Raw genomic sequence first — 17,116 nt, forward strand, 5'->3', positions numbered from 1 at the left:
TTTTCCTCATTCGTGCGTGGCCGATTCTACGTCGCTTGCATGACGGCGCGGCGCGGAGCTGGCGGCGCGGGGGGCGTGGCCTGGGTGCGCAGGCGCAGCGGAGCCTCGCCGAGGCCGGCGCGCGCCATCCAGGCGAACACCGATTCAACCGTGACGGTGTCGATCTGCCCGGCCATGCGGCGCTCGAAGGGATGGTCGTCGAAGGCGATGTGGGCGGTGCCGATGCGCGCGCCCAGGCGCGTCAGCGCGTCGATCCGCAGCGTGGCCGGCCGGTAGCCCTGGTGCCGCAGCCAGTCGCGCGCGGTGCCGCGGCTCGTCACGCCTGGGTTGGAGAGCAGGGCGAGGGTTTCGATCGCCCACTGGTTGCTTTGCTGGTAGCCGCCCGACCACGGGTAGGCCAGCATGTTGTAGTTGGGCTCGTGCAGCGTGGCGAGCAGCGCGTCGTCCTTGAGGCCCTCGGCCACGCGCGCGGCGAAGTCCGGCTTCAAGACCACCACGCCGGCCTCGTGGAGGAACAGGCCGTCGCCGAAGAACTCCGCCAGCCCCTGGCGATACAGCGCACTGCGGCTGCTGCCGCACTCGTTGAGTTTGTGCGCCACGCGCCAGGCGCCGCGCCCGCCGAGCGCGGCGGCGTCGCGGTAGACGATGCCGAGGTGCGAATAGCGCTCGCCCCATTTGCCGAGATCCTGGCCGGCGCGGGCGATCAGCGCCACGCGCACGCCGTCGCGCGCGGCCAGGTCGTCGAGCTGGCGGGCGACGCTGGCCGCCAGCTCGAGATCGCGGCGCATGGAATCGACGCTCGGCCGCCGGGGTTCGCAGGTTTGCCCGGCGAACGCGGCGCCGGCGAGGAGGATCGCCACGGCGAAGGCCAGCACGCGGCGCAGGAGGGCGGACGTGTTCATCAGCGCAGCCTCTCGTTGTACACCAGGGACTCGCCCAGCGTATTGGGAATCAGGCAGATCACTTCGCCGGCGGCGGACAGCAGCCAGCCGGCGGCGACCACGGTGACGGAAAGCACGGTGCCGGCGCCGACGGCGGCGGAGGTCGCCACCTTGCCTGAGAAGTGCAGGCTGGCAGTGGCGCCGTCGGCGGCGCGGCGCAACAGCCAGACGGTGCCGCCGGCGGAGGCTTCGACGGCGGTCACGGTGAGCACCGCGCCGGCGCCGAGGATGGCGACCGGCGCCACGCTCAGCACGGCGACCGGAAAGGCGAGCGAGAGGCTGGACGCGGCGCTGGCCTCCATGCCGCCGTGAGCGCGGGCAACGGCCGGCGTCAGCGCGACGGCCGGGGCGAGGGCGAGGGCGGCGAACAGGCTCAGGGTGCGGCGGCGGGACAGGATCGGTTTCATGGCGTTCTCCTTGGATGGTTGGGAGATCAGGGTTTGACGGCGGTTTGTGGTTCGGAACGGACGACGGCGACTGGCGCGGCGACCGGTTCTGCGGCGCTTGCCGCACGCTCCAGCCGGTCGGCCTCGTAGGCGTCGCGCAGGGTCTTGGCCAAGGTGAAGGCCGAGGAGATCAGGTAGAGCCAGCTCACCAGCAGATAGGCTTTCCAGGTCGGGTTGATCGCCATGCGCCACAGGCCCCAGGCGGTGAGCGCCATGGCGAGGCCGAAGCCGGCCCAGACCACCAGCGACCACAGCGGCGTGTCCGCCGGTGCGGCGGCGTTGTCGCGCACGTACTTGGCCAGCGCGAAGGCCGACGAGAGGCAGAAGAAGTAGCCCATGACCATGAAGGCGCGGTCGAGGTCGTCGCCGGGCAGCCAGGCGAGGCCGGTGCCGCAGATCAACAAGGCGAGGCCGAAGGAGACCCAGACTTGAAGGCGCCAGGCGCCGGTGTCGCGTTGCACGATGCGGGGGATGGTTTCCATGATGCGCTCCTTTTCGGTGGTGTCGAATGACGAAGCGAATGGTGGCTGCGGCCGGACGACGGTACAAGCATCAGCGACGATGTCGCTGATGCTGCCACCCGTAGTATCGTGTCGAGATACTTTTCAGGAGATGCCGCCATGAGTACTACCGCCGACCTGATCGCCCACCTCAAGGCCGAACTGAAGGCCGCCGGCGTCACCTACGCCGTGGTCGCCGAGCGTCTGGGCATGGCCGAGTCCAGCGTCAAGCGCATGTTCGCCAAGGGCGGCGACATGCCGGTGTCGCGCATCGACGACATCTGCCGTGTCATCAACCTCGATTTCGCCGATCTCGCCCGGCGCGTCGCCGATACCGCGCCGCTGATGCTGGAACTGACGCTGGCGCAGGAAAAGGCGGTGGTGGCCGACCGCACGCTGCTGGTGGTGGCGATCTGCGTCGTCAGCCAGGTGCCGGCCAAGGAGATCCTCGCCACCTACGATCTCTCCGAGGCCAGGCTGGTCAAGGCGCTGACCCAGCTCGACCGCATCGGCATCATCGACCTGCGCCCCGGCAATCGCTACCGGCTCAAGGTGGCCAAGGGCTTCCGCTGGCGGCCGCACGGGCCGGTGATGGAGTTCTTCCGCAAGGAGGTGCTGGACGACTACTTCGCCGGCGGTTTCGACGGCGAGTCGGAGATGCTGATGGTGGTGCACGGCGAGATCGGCCGCGGCCTGGCGAATTCGTTCCGCGAGCGGCTGATGCGCGTCGGCCAGGATTTCGCCAACCAGCACCTGGCCGACCAGAAGCTGCCGGCCGAGCAGCGCCGGCCCTACACCATCGTCATCGGCATGCGCTCCTGGCTGATGCAGGCGCTGGCGCAGATGCGGCGCGCGGGCCGCCTGGAAATCTAAACGCGCCGTCCCGCCAGCGCCGAGTTTTCGACCGACGCCGGCTTCGTGCGCCTGCTGGTCGGCGTGGTAGCTGGAGCGCACCATGGGCGCGCTGGCGCCGTTGGCGAAGCCCATCTCGCCGGCTTTGGGCGGCGCAGCGGGCGAGGGTGTCCGGATGGACCGAGCGCTGCACCGCCAGATGGTGGCCGGAGGGTACCAGGTACTGGCCGATGGTCAGCACCTCGAACCTTGTAGGGGCGGCGCTTGAGGTCGAGCAGGAGATAGGCGACGACCTGGCCGGGGCCGTGGTAGGCGATCTGGCCGCAGCGGTCGATGCGCACCATGGGAATGCCGGCGTCGGCCAGCCGGTGCTCGATATTGCCCGACAGACCCAGGGTGACTACCGGCGGATGCTCGCACAGCCAGATTTCGTCCGCCGTGGTCGCGTCGCGGCGGGCGGTGAATTCCTGCATCGCGGCGAAGGTCGGCGCGTACTCGACGCGACCGAGGTGTTTGACGACGAAGGCGGTCACGGCACGACCTTGACCCACGAATGCGAACTCGGTTCGCGGTAGGTGACATCGAGCTGCGCCTGCGAGGTGGCGCGGATGGTACAGGTGAGCGAGAGGTAGGTGCTGGCGCGCGAGGGGCGCATTCCCGTGGTCGCCGGATCGAAATCCGGCGCGTGCCTGCGCACCACGGCGGCGATGGTTTGGGCGAAGCCGTCGACCGCGGCGCCCATGATCTTGAGCGAGAAGCCGCAGGGAAATTCGAGCAGCGTGGCGCGGTTGGGCTTGACGGGAAATGGATCCGGAGGCTGTCCCAAGCGCGGCCGAGCCCACCCGCCGGCGGCACGTCGGCGAGCGCCACCAGCGGGTAGTCGCCCCTGGGCTGGCCGTCGACCGTCCGCTTCAGGGAGGCGACGCGGCTGTCGGCGGCTACCGGTGCGATCAGCGGGCGCACGTTTCCCAGAGTGACGCGGGCCTTGTCCGCCACAGTCCCTTGGGCGGGGAGGCGATGAAATCCTCACGGAAGCCGGTGGCCACGGTGTTGGCCGTGCCCTTGAACACCTGGAGCTGGGACAGCGCCTGTTCCTTGTAAAGACCACAAGCTCGGCGCCTGCCTGGTCATCCCGCTGCGTGGCGAAGAGAACCGCTTCTTCGGGACGAGAACGCTCTACGAACCCAAACGGAAGTTTTTCCTCGCTCAATCGCACCCTCGGCGATGAAATCGAACACGTCGATGCCTGCCTGCGCATCGAACTGGCGTGCTTCGCCGATCGCCTCGACGTCATGGTACTCGCCGAGTACGGGGTGCGCGACGGTGGGCGGATCAGCGTCGCCATGACGCTGACGAAGCTGATCATCCAGCCGCTGGTCGTCTGGCTGCTGGCGCGGCTGCTCGGCCTGCCGCCGATGGAAACGCGGGTCGTCGTGCTGTTGGCGTCGCCGGCGGTCGGCGTCAACGTCTATCTGATGTCGCGCCAGTTCAACACCCTGGAAGCGCCAGTGGCGAGCAGCCTGGTGCTGTCCACCGCGCTGGCGGCACTGACGACGCCGTTGGCGTTGGCGCTGACGGTAGCTTGAGTTGCCGGGGCGGCCGGCAGGACGCCCCGGCAGAGCTTGCGCCCCGCGCTCGCTGTCCACCCCGCTGCGCGGCGTCGGAGGAACGGCAAATCAGAGGCAACAGGGATCAGCGTTGCGGTAAGCAGCGCTTCAAAAGATGGGGGAGTCACACCACATCCGAAAGCCGACATCGTCGAAGCGGGCACCAGGGTGGACGTGGTGGCGGTAGGCACAACGCGCGAAGTCACGAACGTAGATCCACGAACCGCCGCGCACCACGCGCCGGGCGTCACCGCCTTCCGCCACCTTCTTCGGAGCCTCGGACTCGTTGAGGCACCACTCCCAGACGTTGCCGGCCAGGTCCAGCACGCCCTGCGCGGATTGACCGGCCGGATGGAGACCGACCGCCGTCAGGCGACCGAGTCTGCTTTCGTAGGTGTTGGCACGCCCTTCCTGCCAGTCGCCCCACGGGTAGTCGTTCGCCGGCTCCCCGCCGCTGGCCGCCTGCTGCCACTCCCATTCGGTCGGCAAGCGTACCGGATAGCCGAGAAGTCCGCTGAGCCACCGACAATAGGCCATCGCCTCGATCCAGGTGAGCAGGGTCGCCGGCTGGTTGTCGTGCCCGCGCTGCGGCGCCGGGTCCCAGCCGAGCGGCTGGCGCACCAGGGCGTCGTAGCCGTCAGGCGCGGCGACGAAGGGCCGCCACTGGGCGACGGTGACCGGGTAGCGGGCGATGTGGAAGGGCTCGACCCGGAAACTCGGGCGACCGCACAGCCGCTTCCACAGTCCCTTGGCCTCGATTTCTAGCCTTACCTCGCCGCCGGGAATCGCGTGCCATACGATGTCCGGCACGCCGTCGGCCCGCAAGCCGACGCCGGGCCGGCGGTCACCCTCCGGCAGCATCGCCAACCGGTCGTCGATGGCCGCGCGTCGTGCCGGCGTCGTCGCCGGGTCGTCGAGCAGTGCACGCATTTCGTCTTCCGCGGTCGGGCCCAGGAAGCGGCGCGCGCCGGCACGTATCCTGGTTGCCTTCGAGCACGTCGGCAATTCGCCGCGCGGTTTTGGCGGAAGTTTCTTTGTAGGTATAGAGTTCCTCCCACTGGTCCACGAGCAGCAGCAGGCACCGGCGGTCCAGATACCTGGCCAGGATGACCTGTACGAGGTGGAGCAGGCCAACCTTGCCGCCGCCGGCCGAACCCTTCGCCAGTTCGTCAGCTTCAGTGCCGACCGCGCGGCGGGCCGGCGAGTCCTGGTCGCCGGCGAGGGGAACCCCGCTGCCGGCAAAGGCTTCACCGGCGTACTTGCGGAGCGCCTGCAACACCCAGCCGCCCAGGTGTTGTGCGGTAGTGAAGGTGCTCCTGACGCGCTCGCTCTCGATGCGCTGCTTGAACGCCTTCAGCTTGTCCTGGCGATACTCCGCCAGGTCGAGCGAGGTGCTCGAGATGAAGGCACGCGACGGGCTGGACGGCGGCGTCATCCGTGTCATCCGGTAGTGGGTAGTTGATGGTGACTCCGATGATGCCACGCCGGCGCCCGCGCAGGATGGACCATTGTGGAAAAATGCGTCACCATCGCCCGCTCGTGGCGGGTAGGTGGAACGCCGCCAGGTGCTTGCACCGCGTCGCTTCCCATGCCGGCCCGTCATTCGCCTGCGCCAAGGGCATGCGTTCGGGCGCGAGCGCCGCCGCTCCGCTCGGTGGGCAAGGGCAACGCATCAGTAACAGGAGGAGTCGGGAATGGGACCTCGGATTTTGGCGATTACCCCGGAAATCAGCCAGGTCGGCGGGCCGGGCCTGACGCACGGCAACGATGCGGCGGTCTACCTCGTCCACTTCGGCGAGCTTGCGGCGCTGGTCGACGCCGGTTGTGGCCGGGCGACCGATCGGCTGCTGCAGAACATCGAAGCGGCCGGCGTCGTGCCGGAGCAGATCAGGCACCTGCTGCTCACCCATTGCCACTACGACCACAGCGGCGGTGCCGCCGGCCTGCGGCGGCGCTTCGGCTGGCCGGTGGCGCTGCATGCGCTCGAGGCGCCGTATCTGGAAAGCGGCGACGATCGGGTGAGCGCCGCCGCGTGGTACGGCGAACATCTCGCAGCCTGCCCGGTCGATGTCCGGCTCGCCGACGGCGAGCGCTTTTTTCTTGGCCAGCGATCGCTTCAGGCACTCCACCTGCCGGGGCACTCGCCCGGCTCGGTTGCCTATCTGGTCGAATCGGACGGTCGGCGAGTCGTTTTCGCCCAGGACGTGCATGGACCTCTGCACCCGGACCTGTTGTCCAAACGAAGCGACTATCAGGCGTCGCTGCGCAAGCTCCTGGCGCTGCAGGCCGACATCCTCTGCGAGGGGCACTACGGGGTCTTCGTCGGACGAGCGGCGGTCGCCGCTTTCATCGAGCGCTTTGTCGAAGACTGACTGCTCCGCGGTCGGGAAGGCGTCGGCGGTTTTACCGAAACATGGACAGGAGAACGGGCATGAACACTGACGGAAGACGGGCTTTCCCGGCCGGCGGCGGACGATGAGCGCCACGCGCCGCGAGCGGGATTCCTTCGGCGGCATCGAGGTGCCGGCCGAACGGCTCTGGGGAGCGCAGACGCAACGCTCGCTCGAACACTTCTCGATCTCCAGGGAACGCCTGCCCGAGGACCTGGTTCTGGCGCTCGTCGCGGTCAAGGCGGCGGCCGCCCGGGTCAACGGCGAGCTCGGGCAGCTCCCGGCCGACAAGGCGGGCGCCATCGTTGCCGCCGCCGAGGAAGTGCTCGCCGGCCGCCACGCGCAGGAGTTCCCGCTTTCGGTCTGGCAGACCGGATCGGGGACGCAGAGCAACATGAACGTGAACGAAGTGCTGGCCAACCGGGCTTCGGAGCTGCTCGGCGGCGAGCGCGGCGAGGCGCGCGCCGTCCATGCCAACGACGAGGTGAATCTCGGGCAGTCTTCGAACGACGTCTTTCCCAGCGCCACGCATCTGGCAGCCGCGACCGGCATCGCTCTCGTGCTTCGGCCGGCACTGGTCCGGCTCAGGGCGACGCTGGCGGCGAAATCGGCCGCCTTCGCCGAGATCGTCAAGATCGGCCGCACGCACCTGCAGGACGCGACGCCCTTGTCGCTCGGCCAGGAGTTCTCGGGCTACGTCGCGCAGCTCGAGCACGTCGACTCGCTGCTCGACGGCGCGCTGTCGTCGCTCTATCCGCTCGCCATCGGCGGTACGGCGGTCGGCACCGGGCTGAACACGCACCCGGAATTCGGCGCCCGCGTGGCGGCCGAACTCGCTCGCCGCAGCGGGCTGCCGTTTTACAGCGCGACCAACAAGTTCGCCGCGCTGGCGGCACGCGACGGCCTGGTCGCCGCGCACGGCACGCTGAAGACGCTTGCCGTCGCGCTGCTGAAAATCGCCAACGACCTGCGCTGGCTGGCGTCGGGGCCGCGCTCGGGAATCGGCGAGATCAGCCTGCCGGAAAACGAACCCGGCAGCTCGATCATGCCCGGCAAGGTCAACCCGACGCAATGCGAGGCGCTGACGATGTTGTGCTACCAGGTGATGGCCAACGATGTCGCCATCGGCCTGGGCGGTGCCGCCGGCAACTTCGAACTCAACGTCTGCCAGCCGCTGATTGCCCACAATTTTCTGCAAAGTGTCCGGCTGCTGGCGGACGGCACGACGAGTTTCGAGGCGCATTGCGTGCGCGGCATCGAAGCGCGTCGCGAGCGTATTGCCGAACTGCTTGAACGCTCGCTGATGCTGGTCACGGCGCTCGTACCGCATATCGGCTACGACCGCGCGGCGGAAATCGCGCGGCACGCGCATCAGCAGGGCAGCACGCTGCGCGAAGCGGCGCTGGCGCTCGGCCAGGTGACGGCGGAGGACTTCGACCGTTGGCTCAGACCGGCAGCGATGCTGTCGGTCAACGACGGCGAGGCGCCCTGACTCGCCGATCAGCTGTGCTTGCCGGGGCTGCATACCTGAATGCCGTTTTAAGCCGATCACCCGTTTCCGCGATGTCGCCGATGACGACTCGCTGAAACAGTCGTGTCACCGGCTGCCATTTCGAACAGGGCAGATCGAGCCGGGTGTTCATGTCGGGCTCGAAACGCCCATACGGGTTGACGTGCACCCAGCTCCGCGGCGTAAGGGCGGCGTTGTCGCGCCGCGTCATCTTGTCCAGCCAGTGCGGCTGCGCCAGCACCTTCTGGATAAACAGATTCTTGATGAAACTTTGCGCGTCACCGACCACCACAAGACGCCGGCAGCCATCGCGTAATAGCCGTGGATGCGAAGGCCTTGATCGGTGACCAAGAACGTGCGGCTGGCGCCGGTCAACTGGTTGGCCATGACCCGTCGTTTGAGCCACTCATCGAGCACACCTTCGCCGCACTCGAATTCATCCGTGCGGTGCGCCGCCATCAGTGGCTCCGGCGCGCCGAGTTGAAGGTTCATGCCTGGTTGGCTGCTGCTTCCCAAGGCGCCCTGACGGCCATCAGGCGCTCAAGTCCCGGATTGTGGGCGGGTGGTGCGTCGAGCATAGCGGTGAACTGTCGGAACTTGTCGGCGTCCAGATTGAAGAAAAGCTGGTCGAGCACCACCGATTGAGCTCTGTCGCAGGCGGCTTCGAGCATGAAGTCGAACCGGTTCTTGCCCAATAGGCGGGCCGCGTGATCAATCAAGTCGCGCTGCTCGGGAAGTGCACGCAGGTTGATGGCGGCAGCACGCATGCGATCCTCCTTGGGCATCTACACAAAGAACACCTCCATCGTAGGTCGTGTGTAGCTGTCGTCAATACGCAGCCTTGTCCAGGCCACCAAGGAAATGAACCCGCAACGCATCGGGAGGTTGTCTTATGCCGGAGTTTTGGGTACATTCGCGCCCTTGCGTTGCAGGGATTGGCAACGCTGATCCTGGTCCGTGATCCTGCGGCCATTGTGCTGCGCTACGGCTGCTGACTCATTGCTCCGCCGAGAGAGAGCGTCAACTGGAAACCATCGAAACCGCCTCTCGCCGGGCTCTTCCGCAGAAGCACATGCCGCGACGACCGGCATGAGCTTGTTCGCTGCACCCGCTAACATCGACCGCGCGCCCGTGCGGAGCTGGTGCCTGGCCGCCATTGCCGCCGCGCTCGCCGATGTCCTGATTTTCGTGATCCTGGATCGTGCCGGCCTGTCGCTCGAGCCTGCGCAGGCGCTGGCCTTTGCCGCCGCGCTGTTAGCCGCGCTCGGCGTGTTGCAGAACTTCGCCTGCGAGCATCGCTGGACGACGCTGTGCTTTGTCGTCGCACTCGCCTATCCGCTGCGCGCCGGCGTGCTCTCGCTGTTGGCGGCGCAGGGGTCGCCTCTCGTCGCGATCGTGCCAGCGGCGCTGGCGGGTGCGCTGACCCTGCTGCTCGGCGGCAGGGTGATTGCTGCGGGGACGCGCCGCCAGGATTTCGCGATTGCGGTGCCGCTGGCGGTCATCTATCTGCTGGTGCTGCGCCTGGTCTACCTCGGGCAGATCGAGCTGGCTCCGCAGGAGGCGTACTACTGGAACTATGCGCAGCATCTCGACATCGGCTATCTCGACCATCCGCCGCTGGTCGCCTGGCTGATCGCCGCCACCCTTGCCCTTGGCGATGGCGAGTTTTTCGTGCGCCTGCCGGCAGTGTTCTCCTGGGCGGTGATGCTCGCTTTCGCGATTGCCTACGCGCAGGACATGGCGGGGCGCGGCAACGCCCTGCGTACCGCCCTGCTGGCCGCGACGCTGCCGTTCTGCTTCGGCATCGGGGTGATGGTCACGCCCGATGCTCCCCTCGCCGCCGCCTGGGCGGCCGCGCTGTTTTTCCTGCAGCGCGCACTGCTCGGCGAAAGCAGGGTGGCCTGGCTCGGCGCCGGGCTGGCGATCGGCATCGGCATGCTCGCCAAGTACTCGATGGTGCTGGTGCCGGCAGCCGCTTTCGTGTTCATGCTCGTCGATGCACGTTCGCGCCGCAGCCTGCTGTCGGTCTGGGCCTGGGGGGGCGTGCTCATCGCGCTGCTGGTGTTCTCGCCGGTCATCGTCTGGAACCTCCAGCACGACTGGGCGTCGTTCGCCTTTCAAGGTTCACGACGACTGGCGGCGCGGGCACCACAGTTCAGCCTGCCAGAGTTCCTGGCTGCTGCGCTCCTGCTGCTGACGCCGCTTGGCGTGCTGGCCCTGTGGCGGCTGTGGCGACCGCGCGGCGACATGAGTGCCACTTTCCAGGCGACGCCGGCCAACGACCAGCGGAACTTGCTGACCGGACGGCGACGCCTGTTCATGCTGGTCTTCACTCTGCTGCCGCTGCTCGTCTTCGCGGTATCGAGCCTGCGCGCGGAGACCAAGTTTCACTGGACCGGGCCGATCTGGCTGGCGATCCTGCCGGTGCTCGCGGCGACGATGACCCGGCCGGGACTCGGCGAAGGCAGGCTCGATCGCCTGCTCGCCCGCGGCTGGGTACCACTGCTGCAGGCGCTGATGCTGGTCTACGCCTACGGCCTGTTCTACTACCCGGTCTGGGGGCTGGCCGGCCTGCGCGCTCACCACGACTATCTGGAAATGGGTTGGCGCGACCTGCGCCGACAGGTGCAGGGGATCGAGGAAGCGGTACTCCTTGAAACCGGCCGCCGTCCCGCCGTCGTCGGTCTCGACAGGCACAATACCGCCGACGAAATGGCCTTTTACGATCCGCGTGGAGACGGTGCCCGCGACACCGCCAGCCGGCACCTCTTCTTCAATGAAAACGCCGTGATGTACGAATTCTGGTTTCCGCGTTCGGCATTTGCCGGGCGCGATCTGATCGCGGTCTCGGGCTGGCGCGGCAACCTCGAAGATCCGCGTCTGCTCGCCACGGCCACGCGCCTCGGCCCGGTGCAGGCGCTTACTGCCAGGAAAGGCGGCGTCGCGGTCGCCACTTACCATGCGCGGGTGGTCTATGGCTATCGCCCGGCGCCGCTGCCATGATGAACATCAAGCTTCAGCGTGCCATCGATCGCTATCTCGGCGTGCCGCTGTGCGCGTTCGCGTCGCTGCTCGAACGGCTGCGCGCGTGGCGTGCCGTGCCGCAACGACCCGTATCGCCACCGCGGCGCGTCGTCGTGATCCTGCTCTCCGAAATGGGTAGCCTGGTCCTCGCACAACCGATGTTCGCGCTGCTGCGCACACGTTACCCGGCAGCTTCGCTGCATGTCCTGCTGTTCGGCAAGAATCGCGAGGTTCTCGATCTGATGGCCAGCGTCCCGCCGGAGAACGTCATCGCCATCGACGACCGCTCGCTGGGTGGGCTGCTGCGCACACTCCTCGCCGCGATCCGCAGCTTGCGCCAGTTGCAACCGGATGCGGTGCTCGACTGCGAACTCTTCGCACGCATCAGCAGTCTGCTGTCGTGGCTGTCCGGAGCGCCGCTGCGGGTCGGTTTTCACCGTCACACGCAGGAAGGGCTGTACCGCGGTTCGTTCATCAACCGGCCGGTGCTCTACAACCCGTATCGCCACCTGTCGCTGCAGTTCCTGACGCTGGCGCGGGCGATCGAGTCGCAGACCCATCCGCTCGACAAGGAGAGCCTCGACGAGGGCCCGCTGCCCTTGCCGGCGCTGTTGCCAGCATTCCGGACGGGCGAGGTCGAAGCCTTCGGAACGCGCTTCGGCGAAGACTTTCCGCGCATCGCGGAACGCCGGCTGGCGCTGCTCTATCCGAGCGGCGGCATCCTGCCGATCCGCGCCTGGCCGGTGGCGAACTGGCGGCAGGTGGCCAGCGGTCTGCTCGCCGAGGGCTACGCCGTGGCGATCATCGGCCTGCCCGCCGACAAGGCGCTCGGTCGGGCGCTCGCCGAAGCGGTCGCGCATCCCGACTGCATCGACCTCACGGGGTACACGAAATCGGTGCGCGAACTCGTCGCGCTGCTCGGGATCGCCGCGTTGCTGGTCACCAACGACGGCGGGCCGGCGCAGTTTTCTTCGCTGACCGGGGTGCCGACGGTGGCCTTGTTCGGCCCCGAGACACCGCTGCTCTACGGCCCGCTCGGCGAACACGCGCGCTGCCTGCACCTCGCACTTCCCTGCTCGCCCTGCCTGACTGCGTACAACCATCGCAACTCGCCCTGCGACGGAGACAACCAGTGCCTGCAGCGGATTGCGCCGGCGCAGGTGCTCGCCGAAGCACGCATCGTCGTCACCCGTGCCCATCCGCCGGCCGACAGGGATGCGGCATGACGTGCTGCGAGAGGCTCCGGCAACTGCCGCTGCTGGGCCGTCTGTTGCGTCACCGATTCATCAAGTTCGGGATCGTCGGCGCGTCCGGAACGCTGGTCAATGTGGCCGTCCTCTACCTCGCACAGGAAACCCTGTTGGTGGCCATCACGCCGCCATCGCTGCGCCTCAACCTGTCGCTCGCGGTCGCGATCTTCTTCGCCACGATCAACAACTTCCTGCTCAACCGCGCCTGGACCTGGCTCGATCGGCGGCCGCATGTGCACACCCCGATCCTCCTGCAGTTCGGCCAATACACGATCGCCTGCTGGCTGGGCATCGCACTGCAGTTCGCGCTGACACACGCCTTCACCAGTCACCTGCATTATCTGCTGGCGAACGTGCTGGCGATCATCATCGCCAGCATCGCCAACTTCGTCCTCAATGATCACTGGACCTTCGGCCGCCTGCGCCTGCTGATCCGCCGCTGGCGTCGCCAGCACCCGCAGCATGGCGATTCGCTCGGGCCGCCACGACGATGAAGAAGCTCTTTTCATCGACCAAGCCCAGTTGCTCCGCACGCTTCAGTCGTTGCGGCGGCCGCCGGCGATGGCGCGCAGGAACTCGTTGCGCAACTGCGGCGAGTGTTCGAACTCGCCGCTGAACGACTGGGTGATCACCCGTTCGTCACCACGCCGGTCTTCGCCGAGCAGCAGGCACAACTGCTCGGCCTCGACCACGCAGGCCGCTCCGCGCGCCTGGCCGTGCTGCATCAGCGCGTCGGCAATATCGCGGGTCATCCATTCCTGATAGGTGAAGCGATGACCAATCGCGTCGACCAGGCGGGCGATGCGACCGAAGCCGTGCAGGCGACCGCCGGGCAGATAGGCGACGTGCGCGACGCCGCGAAAAGGCACCAGGTGGTGCGGGCAGACGCCATGCACGGCGATGCCGCGCACCACTACCAGATCGCTGCGCTGATCGGCAAAGCCATCGCCGAGCGCGGTCGCCGGGTCGAGGTCGTAACCCCCAAGCAGGCGGCGCTGCCAGAGTTCGCAGACGCGCTGCGGGGTTCGCCCGATGTGCGCGGTATCCGGCGCAATCCCGCAGGCGGCCAGCAGATCGCCGACCGCGCGCTCGAAAGCGGCCGGGTCGAAGGCATGCTGGCGTGGAATGCCGATCTCGTTTGTGGATGCGGGCGCTGGGTCGGGGTGGCTGCAGTCGGACATGGCTTGCTTCCTTTTGGCATGGCGGGCAGGGGGATGATACACGCGTGATTTCGTTTGACGCAGCAGGCCATCCAGGCGGTTGATGAGCGATAATGCCGGGCTTGGGATATTTTCGCGATTGCCGGTGCTGGCGCTGGCGTCGCTGCTTCGGTTGGGAAGGACCGGCATGAAGAGCGTTGATGATTTCCGTCTGCAGTTCGGCAAGAAGGAACTGGTACCGATCGTGATCGGCGGCATGGGCGTCGATATTTCGACCGCCGAACTGGCGCTCGAGGCCGCCCGACTCGGCGGCGTCGGACATATTTCCGATGCCATGGTCAATACCGTTGCCGATCGGCGGTTCAACGCCAAGTTCGTCAAGGACAAGCTCCGGCAGTACAAATTCAACGTCGCCAATACCGACAAGTCGATGGTTCGTTTCGATCTCGGGCAGCTCGCCGAGGCCACCCAGATGCACGTCGGCAGAACCATGGAAGCCAAGCGAGGCGAGGGCCTGATTTTCGTCAACTGCATGGAGAAGCTGACCATGAACGCCCCGCGCGAGACACTGCGCGTGCGCATGGCCGCAGCGCTCGACGCCGGCGTCGACGGTATCACGCTGGCGGCCGGCCTGCACCTCGGTTCCTTCGCGCTGATCGAGGATCATCCGCGTTTCCGCGATGCCAAGCTCGGGATCATCGTTTCCTCTCTGCGCGCGTTGCAGTTGTTCCTGCGCAAGACCGCCCGCTGCCGGCGATTGCCCGACTACGTGGTGGTCGAAGGACCGCTGGCCGGAGGACACCTGGGTTTCGGCATGGACTGGGCAAATTACGATCTGGCAACGATCTTCGCCGAGATTCATCGCTATCTGCAGGACGAGCAGCTCGATATTCCCCTGATTCCGGCGGGCGGGATCTTTACCGGTAGCGATGCCGTGTCGTTTCTCGAAGGCGGTGCAGCCGCAGTCCAGGTGGCGACGCGCTTTACCGTGTCGAAGGAGTGCGGCTTGCCGGAGGACGTCAAGCAGCGTTATTTCGAAGCCAGCGAAGATCAGATCGAGGTCAACCAGATATCCCCGACCGGCTACCCGATGCGCATGTTGAGCAACAGTCCGGCGATTGGCGACGGGATTCGGCCCAATTGTGAGGCCTACGGCTATCTTCTCGACAGTACCGGCAATTGTTCCTACATCAGTGCGTACAACCGGGAGGTGGAAGCGAATCCCGGCGTCAAGAAGATTGTGGTCCGCGACAAGACCTGTCTGTGTACGCAAATGCGCAACTTCGATTGCTGGACCTGTGGCCATTATGCGTACCGCCTCAAGGACACCTCCAGGCGCTTGCCGGATGGCAGCTATCAGTTGCTGAGCGCGGAGCATATCTTCCGCGATTATCAGTTCAGTACCGACGGCAAGATCGCGGTGCCGGCATAGTGCGCGTGCCGCCGGGCGTTGCCACCCCAGTGACCGCCGCCACGACCACGCAGGGTTCTGGCCGATGCTGAGCTATCGTCATGCCTTCCATGCCGGCAACCACGCCGATGTCCTCAAACATCTGGTACTGGTGCAACTGACGCGCTACCTCGGCCAGAAGGACAGTGCTTTCTGGTACGTCGATACGCACGCCGGGGCGGGAGCTTATGCACTTGATTCCGGGCAGGCAGCCAAGCTTGCCGAGTACCGGGACGGCATAGGACGGTTATGGGGGAGGCAGGATCTGCCGTCGGCCCTGCAGGACTATCTCGGTCTGGTGCGCGCAGCCAATCCCGATGGCCGCCTGAAGATCTACCCTGGTTCGCCTTCCCTGGCGATGGCGACGACGCGGACACAGGACCGCCTACGGCTTTTCGAGCTGCACAGCCGGGACGTAGTGCGTCTGCGGGAGCATTTCGCGGCCTGCGGCAAACGCGTGATCGTTGAGGAGGGCGACGGATTCGCGGCCCTCAAGGCCTTGTTGCCGCCGCCGCCGCGGCGAGCACTGGTTCTCATCGACCCGTCGTACGAGGAGCGGCGCGATTACGATCGGGTGGTGCATTCCCTCAGGGAGAGCCTGTCGCGCTTTCCTGGCGGCACCTATCTGCTGTGGTATCCCCAACTGACCCGGCTCGAAGCGCACCATTTGCCGCCGCGCCTGAAGCATCTGCCGGCAAGACGCTGGCTGCAGGTCACGCTGCGCGTCAGAACGCCGGCCAGCGACGGTTTCGGGATGCACGGCAGCGGTCTGTTCGTGATCAATCCACCCTGGACCCTGGAAGCGACCTTGCAGGCAGTGATGCCCTGCCTGGTCGAGCGACTCGGGCAGGATGCAGGCGCAGGTTACACGCTTGAAAGTCAGGATTCAGCCCGCTAGGGATGCCGAGCATCCGGTCGGGCCCAGGGGACTGGAACCGCAAGGCTTCATCGCGCTCCCAGACTCTGTCGTGGCAGAGCTGGGCAAAGGTGTCGGCATGCTTGGGCACATCGACAGCAGGTGCGGCATCATCACCGTGTACAATGACCGCTTTGAACCATGGGAGAAGCGATGATGACTGCGACAAAGGGACATTCCGATCCGGCCACGGGCCAACTGGCCGTATCCACCAGACCCCGTCGGTCGTCGCACCAGGTCGCGCTCATCGGCGGCATTGCCGGCACCCTGCTGCTCGGCGGCTGTGCCGAATTGACGGGCCCATCGGGCGACGTGACGGTCAGCGATCCGACACGGATCACGCGCAGCGGCTTTCTCAGTGACTACCAGCGCCTGACGAAAGCGCCCGGTGGCGACGGAGCGCTGTGCTGGCGGAACACCGATGTCGACCTCAAACGCTACGACAAGGTGCTGATCACCCGCATTCTGGTCAGCCTCAAGGCGGATCAGCAGGAGGCGGTCGACCCGACCGACCTCAAGGCACTGGTCGATTATTTCCACAATGCCCTGAGCAAGTCCCTGAAACCGCAGATGCAGATCGTCACGCAACCTGGGCCGGGGGTCCTGGTGTTGCGGATCGAGCTCACCAACCTGGTGCCGACGCAGGTCAGCCGGAGTCTGGCAGGCACCGCGATCCCCTACGGTTTCGTCGCCGAGGCTGCTTCCGGTCCGGCATCGGGGAGGCCTGCGGGTTCGACGCCTTATCTCGGCGAGACCGGCATCGAAATGCAGTTTCTCGACGGCGCCAGCAACGTTGTTCTTGGTGAGTGCGCCGATGCGCAGATCGGCCGCAAGTACGCCGCCGACATCGATGCCGGCGCGGCCGCTGCCACCAATACCTGGATCAAGGGCTACATGAGCTCGTTCCAGAGCTGGTCGTACGCACGCGACGCTTTCGACAAATGGTCGCTGCTGATCGCCGATCGATTGGCCGTGCTGCGCGGAGTGAAACCCCGGTAGCCCGCTAATGTGAAAGTCGCGTCAGCGACTCACGAATCTCCCCTCCCACTTGCGGGGGCGAAGGCGGGGTT

General features: G+C 66.7%; 18 protein-coding genes and 3 pseudogenes. 11 read left to right on the forward strand and 10 right to left on the reverse strand.

Annotated features, from left to right (window positions below):
- Positions 1-26 precede the first annotated feature (26 nt).
- From AW06_RS07360 to AW06_RS07370, 3 genes are read right to left on the reverse strand one after another with little or no spacing between them, the layout of a single operon-like run.
- The gene (locus AW06_RS07360) at positions 27-902 is read right to left on the reverse strand and encodes a DUF2145 domain-containing protein (RefSeq protein ID WP_138679003.1); all 876 of its coding nucleotides are present in this window, start codon (positions 900-902) and stop codon (positions 27-29) included.
- Positions 902-1,348, reverse strand: coding sequence for a hypothetical protein (locus AW06_RS07365; protein WP_034947945.1), 447 nt, complete (start codon positions 1,346-1,348; stop codon positions 902-904). Before AW06_RS07365 ends, AW06_RS07360 begins: the two co-directional genes overlap by 1 nt.
- 26 nt (positions 1,349-1,374) lie before the next feature.
- The gene (locus AW06_RS07370) at positions 1,375-1,869 is read right to left on the reverse strand and encodes a YiaA/YiaB family inner membrane protein (protein ID WP_034947949.1); all 495 of its coding nucleotides are present in this window, start codon (positions 1,867-1,869) and stop codon (positions 1,375-1,377) included.
- 138 nt (positions 1,870-2,007) lie between these two features.
- Here AW06_RS07370 and AW06_RS07375 point away from each other — a divergent pair, with 138 nt between their 5' ends.
- Positions 2,008-2,760, forward strand: a complete 753-nt coding sequence (locus AW06_RS07375) for a helix-turn-helix transcriptional regulator (protein ID WP_034947952.1) — start codon at positions 2,008-2,010, stop codon at positions 2,758-2,760.
- A 39-nt stretch (positions 2,761-2,799) separates the two neighbouring features.
- Here the strand turns inward: AW06_RS07375 and AW06_RS20095 are convergent.
- Positions 2,800-2,977 (reverse strand): annotated as a pseudogene (locus AW06_RS20095) (lipoyl synthase); the annotation flags it as partial.
- Between AW06_RS20095 and AW06_RS21470 the strand changes: the two are divergent.
- A complete protein-coding gene (locus AW06_RS21470; protein ID WP_337958770.1) occupies positions 2,970-3,314 on the forward strand; it encodes a hypothetical protein in 345 nt (114 codons plus the stop codon). The pseudogene AW06_RS20095 and the gene AW06_RS21470 overlap by 8 nt on opposite strands.
- On the opposite strand, the gene AW06_RS07385 is transcribed toward AW06_RS21470, so the two are convergent.
- Positions 3,269-3,481 carry a DUF493 domain-containing protein gene (locus AW06_RS07385; protein ID WP_138679005.1) on the reverse strand — a complete coding sequence of 71 codons (213 nt, stop codon included), beginning with the start codon at positions 3,479-3,481 and terminating at the stop codon, positions 3,269-3,271. The genes AW06_RS21470 and AW06_RS07385 overlap by 46 nt on opposite strands.
- Positions 3,482-4,031: 550 nt before the next feature.
- Between AW06_RS07385 and AW06_RS07390 the strand changes: the two are divergent.
- A pseudogene (locus AW06_RS07390) lies at positions 4,032-4,325 on the forward strand (AEC family transporter); the annotation flags it as partial.
- A 129-nt stretch (positions 4,326-4,454) separates the two neighbouring features.
- Here the strand turns inward: AW06_RS07390 and AW06_RS07395 are convergent.
- Both AW06_RS07395 and AW06_RS07400 read right to left on the reverse strand, forming a co-directional pair.
- Positions 4,455-5,276: an SUMF1/EgtB/PvdO family nonheme iron enzyme gene (locus AW06_RS07395; protein ID WP_287639765.1), complete on the reverse strand. Its 822-nt coding sequence runs from the start codon at positions 5,274-5,276 to the stop codon at positions 4,455-4,457.
- Positions 5,191-5,781, reverse strand: a complete 591-nt coding sequence (locus AW06_RS07400; protein ID WP_034947957.1) for a hypothetical protein — start codon at positions 5,779-5,781, stop codon at positions 5,191-5,193. Before AW06_RS07400 ends, AW06_RS07395 begins: the two co-directional genes overlap by 86 nt.
- A 259-nt stretch (positions 5,782-6,040) precedes the next feature.
- On the opposite strand from AW06_RS07400, the gene AW06_RS07405 reads away from it, so the two are divergent.
- The gene (locus tag AW06_RS07405) at positions 6,041-6,718 is read left to right on the forward strand and encodes an MBL fold metallo-hydrolase (RefSeq protein WP_034947960.1); all 678 of its coding nucleotides are present in this window, start codon (positions 6,041-6,043) and stop codon (positions 6,716-6,718) included.
- A gap of 103 nt (positions 6,719-6,821) precedes the next feature.
- Positions 6,822-8,228: a class II fumarate hydratase gene (gene fumC / locus AW06_RS07410; protein ID WP_034947963.1), complete on the forward strand. Its 1,407-nt coding sequence runs from the start codon at positions 6,822-6,824 to the stop codon at positions 8,226-8,228.
- Positions 8,229-8,537: 309 nt separating this feature from the next.
- On the opposite strand, the pseudogene AW06_RS20100 reads toward fumC, so the two are convergent.
- Both AW06_RS20100 and AW06_RS07420 read right to left on the reverse strand, forming a co-directional pair.
- Positions 8,538-8,738 (reverse strand): annotated as a pseudogene (locus AW06_RS20100) (GNAT family N-acetyltransferase); the annotation flags it as partial.
- Entirely contained in the window at positions 8,735-9,013 is a 279-nt protein-coding gene (locus tag AW06_RS07420) for a DUF1778 domain-containing protein (protein ID WP_273704481.1), read from the reverse strand. The gene AW06_RS07420 and the pseudogene AW06_RS20100, both read right to left, overlap by 4 nt.
- 322 nt (positions 9,014-9,335) lie before the next feature.
- Here AW06_RS07420 and AW06_RS20105 point away from each other — a divergent pair, with 322 nt between their 5' ends.
- From AW06_RS20105 to AW06_RS07435, 3 genes are read left to right on the forward strand one after another with little or no spacing between them, the layout of a single operon-like run.
- Complete coding sequence (locus AW06_RS20105) at positions 9,336-11,249, forward strand: glycosyltransferase family 39 protein (RefSeq protein ID WP_273704482.1); 1,914 nt, start codon at positions 9,336-9,338, stop codon at positions 11,247-11,249.
- On the forward strand, positions 11,246-12,496 hold the full coding sequence (locus AW06_RS07430) for a glycosyltransferase family 9 protein (protein ID WP_273704483.1): 1,251 nt from the start codon (positions 11,246-11,248) through the stop codon (positions 12,494-12,496). The genes AW06_RS20105 and AW06_RS07430 overlap by 4 nt, the downstream gene beginning before the upstream one ends.
- Positions 12,493-13,014, forward strand: a complete 522-nt coding sequence (locus tag AW06_RS07435; RefSeq protein WP_046534876.1) for a GtrA family protein — start codon at positions 12,493-12,495, stop codon at positions 13,012-13,014. The genes AW06_RS07430 and AW06_RS07435 overlap by 4 nt, the downstream gene beginning before the upstream one ends.
- A gap of 42 nt (positions 13,015-13,056) precedes the next feature.
- Here the strand turns inward: AW06_RS07435 and folE are convergent, their stop codons facing one another.
- Entirely contained in the window at positions 13,057-13,701 is a 645-nt protein-coding gene (gene folE / locus AW06_RS07440) for a GTP cyclohydrolase I FolE (protein ID WP_034948069.1), read from the reverse strand.
- A 166-nt stretch (positions 13,702-13,867) separates the two neighbouring features.
- On the opposite strand from folE, the gene AW06_RS07445 reads away from it, so the two are divergent.
- The 3 genes from AW06_RS07445 to AW06_RS07460 all read left to right on the forward strand — a co-directional run bounded on the left by AW06_RS07445 (position 13,868) and on the right by AW06_RS07460 (position 17,045).
- Positions 13,868-15,112, forward strand: a complete 1,245-nt coding sequence (locus AW06_RS07445) for a nitronate monooxygenase (protein ID WP_034947968.1) — start codon at positions 13,868-13,870, stop codon at positions 15,110-15,112.
- A 64-nt stretch (positions 15,113-15,176) separates the two neighbouring features.
- Positions 15,177-16,028: a 23S rRNA (adenine(2030)-N(6))-methyltransferase RlmJ gene (rlmJ, locus tag AW06_RS07450; RefSeq protein ID WP_034947970.1), complete on the forward strand. Its 852-nt coding sequence runs from the start codon at positions 15,177-15,179 to the stop codon at positions 16,026-16,028.
- A 171-nt stretch (positions 16,029-16,199) separates the two neighbouring features.
- Positions 16,200-17,045, forward strand: a complete 846-nt coding sequence (locus AW06_RS07460; RefSeq protein ID WP_246148493.1) for a DUF3313 domain-containing protein — start codon at positions 16,200-16,202, stop codon at positions 17,043-17,045.
- The last annotated feature ends 71 nt before the right edge of the window (positions 17,046-17,116 follow it).

Source organism: Candidatus Accumulibacter cognatus, from assembly GCF_000584975.1.
GTDB lineage: Bacteria > Pseudomonadota > Gammaproteobacteria > Burkholderiales > Rhodocyclaceae > Accumulibacter > Accumulibacter cognatus.

Bases quoted from the DNA above. Each gene is read 5' to 3' on its own strand.
- AW06_RS07445 (WP_034947968.1), top strand. From the start codon at position 13,868: ATGAAGAGCGTTGATGATTTCCGTCTGCAGTTCGGCAAGAAGGAACTG.
- AW06_RS07395 (WP_287639765.1), bottom strand. From the start codon at position 5,276: ATGCGTGCACTGCTCGACGACCCGGCGACGACGCCGGCACGACGCGCG.
- AW06_RS07360 (WP_138679003.1), bottom strand. From the start codon at position 902: ATGAACACGTCCGCCCTCCTGCGCCGCGTGCTGGCCTTCGCCGTGGCG.
- AW06_RS07420 (WP_273704481.1), bottom strand. From the start codon at position 9,013: ATGCGTGCTGCCGCCATCAACCTGCGTGCACTTCCCGAGCAGCGCGAC.
- AW06_RS07430 (WP_273704483.1), top strand. From the start codon at position 11,246: ATGATGAACATCAAGCTTCAGCGTGCCATCGATCGCTATCTCGGCGTG.
- AW06_RS07400 (WP_034947957.1), bottom strand. From the start codon at position 5,781: ATGACGCCGCCGTCCAGCCCGTCGCGTGCCTTCATCTCGAGCACCTCG.
- AW06_RS07405 (WP_034947960.1), top strand. From the start codon at position 6,041: ATGGGACCTCGGATTTTGGCGATTACCCCGGAAATCAGCCAGGTCGGC.
- AW06_RS21470 (WP_337958770.1), top strand. From the start codon at position 2,970: ATGGTCAGCACCTCGAACCTTGTAGGGGCGGCGCTTGAGGTCGAGCAG.
- AW06_RS07435 (WP_046534876.1), top strand. From the start codon at position 12,493: ATGACGTGCTGCGAGAGGCTCCGGCAACTGCCGCTGCTGGGCCGTCTG.
- fumC (WP_034947963.1), top strand. From the start codon at position 6,822: ATGAGCGCCACGCGCCGCGAGCGGGATTCCTTCGGCGGCATCGAGGTG.
- folE (WP_034948069.1), bottom strand. From the start codon at position 13,701: ATGTCCGACTGCAGCCACCCCGACCCAGCGCCCGCATCCACAAACGAG.
- AW06_RS07365 (WP_034947945.1), bottom strand. From the start codon at position 1,348: ATGAAACCGATCCTGTCCCGCCGCCGCACCCTGAGCCTGTTCGCCGCC.
- rlmJ (WP_034947970.1), top strand. From the start codon at position 15,177: ATGCTGAGCTATCGTCATGCCTTCCATGCCGGCAACCACGCCGATGTC.
- AW06_RS07375 (WP_034947952.1), top strand. From the start codon at position 2,008: ATGAGTACTACCGCCGACCTGATCGCCCACCTCAAGGCCGAACTGAAG.
- AW06_RS07460 (WP_246148493.1), top strand. From the start codon at position 16,200: ATGATGACTGCGACAAAGGGACATTCCGATCCGGCCACGGGCCAACTG.
- AW06_RS20105 (WP_273704482.1), top strand. From the start codon at position 9,336: ATGAGCTTGTTCGCTGCACCCGCTAACATCGACCGCGCGCCCGTGCGG.
- AW06_RS07370 (WP_034947949.1), bottom strand. From the start codon at position 1,869: ATGGAAACCATCCCCCGCATCGTGCAACGCGACACCGGCGCCTGGCGC.
- AW06_RS07385 (WP_138679005.1), bottom strand. From the start codon at position 3,481: ATGGGCGCCGCGGTCGACGGCTTCGCCCAAACCATCGCCGCCGTGGTG.